2 protein-coding genes are annotated in these 2,905 nt (G+C 59.1%); one reads left to right on the top strand and one right to left on the bottom strand.

The features are described 5' to 3' along the window. Window positions 1-2,146 (top strand): N,N-dimethylformamidase beta subunit family domain-containing protein (locus AC5E6N_RS22460; protein WP_491749900.1); only part of this gene is annotated, 2,146 nt, incomplete at its 5' end. Window positions 2,147-2,276: 130 nt separating this feature from the next. Here AC5E6N_RS22460 and AC5E6N_RS22455 read toward each other — a convergent pair. After that, a partial coding sequence (locus AC5E6N_RS22455) for an ISAs1 family transposase (protein WP_491749899.1) occupies window positions 2,277-2,905 on the bottom strand: 629 nt, incomplete at its 5' end.

Here is a 2,905-nt window from a genome sequence, read left to right as displayed (position 1 = left end):
TCCGCCGCTCTTGGCCTACAGCAATGTCATGTCTGTACGTCCCGGTGGCTCGATCGCGTTCAAGGTCTCATCCAGCGCAGGACAGCCATTTTCGGCGCGGCTCGTCCGGTCGATAAGTGCTGACCCCAATCCCGATGGGCCGGGCATCGTCGAGGAGGATGCTTCTCGGTATTTTGCGCAAGCTGAGTTTCCATCGCGGGAGCAACCGTTCTACCCCGGGTCATATGCAATGGGGGTGAGCGCGCTGCACCTCGATGCCGGAGGCGAGCTGGCATTTGGCGCGACAGTGTTCCCGACGCGTCTGGGTCCGGACAGGCAAACCATCATGAATATCGGCGCGCTTGACCTGGCTCTGGACAAGGACATGCGGTTGGTTCTGGGCGAGAATGGCGAAACGCTGACGGCGGGCCCGTGTATTCCGCTCCGGACCTGGGTCAGAGTGGTTGCGCGCCTGACGCCCGATGCGGTGACCCTGTCTTGTGCACCTTGCTCGGGTGGCGAAACAGCGCACGAGGCGATCCAACGATCGGGCGTTGGTATGCGGCATCACGGAGTACCGACCATCGCGGCCCGTTTGGACGAAGGAAGAGTAAAGGACCACTTCAACGGCAAGATCGAAGCGCCGGTTATCCTGTGTGACGGCGAGACCGTTGCGTCCTGGGATTTTGCGAAGGATATCAGCAGTTCGGTTGCTCGGGCCGGGAAAGGCCCTGATCTGAAGCTGGTGAATTATCCAACGCGTGCGGTCACGGGTGCGAGTTGGGATGCGTCCGAAATGAACTGGACTCACAAACCAGAGCACTACGCAGCCATCCATTTTCACGACGACGACATCTATGACTTTGGATGGGAGACAAGCTTTACCTTTACGGTGCCGCGCGACATGCCATCCGGCATCTACGTCATGCGGTTGGAATGCGGCGAGGCTTGGGACGCCGTACCGTTTTTCGTGGTGGAACCACTGGGCCGACCGAGGGCAAGGCTCTGCGTTCTCGTGTCGACCTTTACCTATGTGATCTACGGCAACCATGCCCGCCCTGACTATGCACCGGAGTGGCAAGACCGAACGAGGGACTGGGGCGCTTATCCCTTCAACCCGGTTAAGCACACCAATTACGGGCTATCGACCTACAACTACCATGCCGACGGAAGTGGCATATGCCACGCCTCGCATCGCCGGCCTTTATTCAACCTGCGTCCAGGCTATTTGACCTTTGGCAAGACACCCTGTTCCGGGTTGAGACACTTTCAGGCCGACAGCCACTTGATATCATGGCTCCACGCGAAAGGCATCGAATACGATGTCGTGACAGACGCCGAACTGCACCGCGACGGGGTTGCAGCGCTGGCGGCCTATGATGTCGTGACGACAGGGTCGCACCCCGAGTACCACACGTCGAATACGTTGGATGCACTACGGTCGTATCGCGACAATGGCGGGCATCTGCTCTATCTCGGTGCCAATGGCTTTTACTGGCGCATTGCCGTGCATTCGGAGAACGACAGTCTGTTCGAGATACGCCGCGCAGAAGATGGCATTCGCGCCTGGGCGGCCGAGCCGGGCGAGTATTACAATGCATTCGACGGAACCTATGGTGGTCTCTGGCGGCGCAATGCGCGCGCGCCACAGGACCTCGTCGGAATAGGCTTTGCCGCGCAAGGGGAGTTCGTCGGCGACCCTTATCAGCGGCTGTGTCATGATCCACAGTACGATTGGATCTTTGCAGGGATCGAAGATGACATTCTTGGTGATTTCGGCTTGTCCGGCGGTGGGGCGGCCGGCTTTGAACTTGACCACATGGACCACCGTCTGGGCACTCCGAAATCGGCTGTCCTGCTCGCGCGTTCTGTTTCGCGAGACAACGAATTCATGCTGGTCCCTGAGGAACAGCTGACGCATCTAACCAACCTCACCGGTGGACCGGAACAAGATGCGCTTCACGCAGAGATGGTTTATTTTGAACTCCCGCGAGGCGGTTCGGTTTTCTCGACCGGGTCTATCACATTCTGCGGATGCCTACCCTCGAACAACTTTGAGAACAACATATCGCGGCTGCTCGAGAACGTTTTGCGCCGTAAGCTTGGAGACCCGAAGCAGGACAGACAGCCGACGGCCGATGAGCTTGTGTTGGAAACAAAGGAGTAAGGCCATCCGCCAAGTACGCGCTGAAATCCGGCACGGGACCGGCCGGAGTGTTGGCGCGCATGGCGAGCAACGAAAGCCGCCATTCGTGATGATCGCAGCATCTGGCACTTTTTGGGCCAGGGCAATCGCTTCAGTTTAACGCGTGGTTTTGTCTGAGTATTGTTTCGAGGTATTGGGTGTTGAGGTTTGCGAGTTTACGCCGGACCTTCAGGCTGTGCTTGTTCCTGGCTTTTCGCAGGAGGTTCATGGCCATGTGTTTGACGACGGCCATGTTTTCAGGCCCGTGTCCGGATCTGAGCCGTGCAAGGTCGTCGTGGAAGACGACGTCGAGGACCCAGTGGAGACGGTTTTCGATGCCCCAGTGGTCGCGCACGGCGCGGGCGAAGGTTTGGGCATCGAGCTTGGCGGAGGAGATGTAGTAGCGGCTTTCATGTTCGATGGTTGCGTTGCGCTCGACCTCGGTGCGGACCCTTGCGATCATGGCGATGTGTGGGAACTTGAGTTCACCGGCATAGCGGCGGTCGGAAAACAGCCAGTCGACGTGGTGACAGACGGTGTGGCGGCGTATCTCCAGGCGGCCATGATCGGCATCGGTGGTCTCGCAGGTGTCGAGGGGGCCGGCCTTTGGGTCGGCGAAGAAGGCCTCGACCTCGCTGAACAGCAGCGGCCGATTGGGTTTGAGGGCAAGCAGGTAGTCGCCGCCGCGCCACCGGTGTCGTAAAGCTCCTTGAAGCGGTAGAAGCTGTCCCGCCAATAGCC

The sequence above is a fragment of the Hoeflea sp. genome (assembly GCF_984452065.1).
Note: the sequence above shows the minus strand (reverse complement) of the source record. Positions and strands in the feature narration are given on the sequence as shown.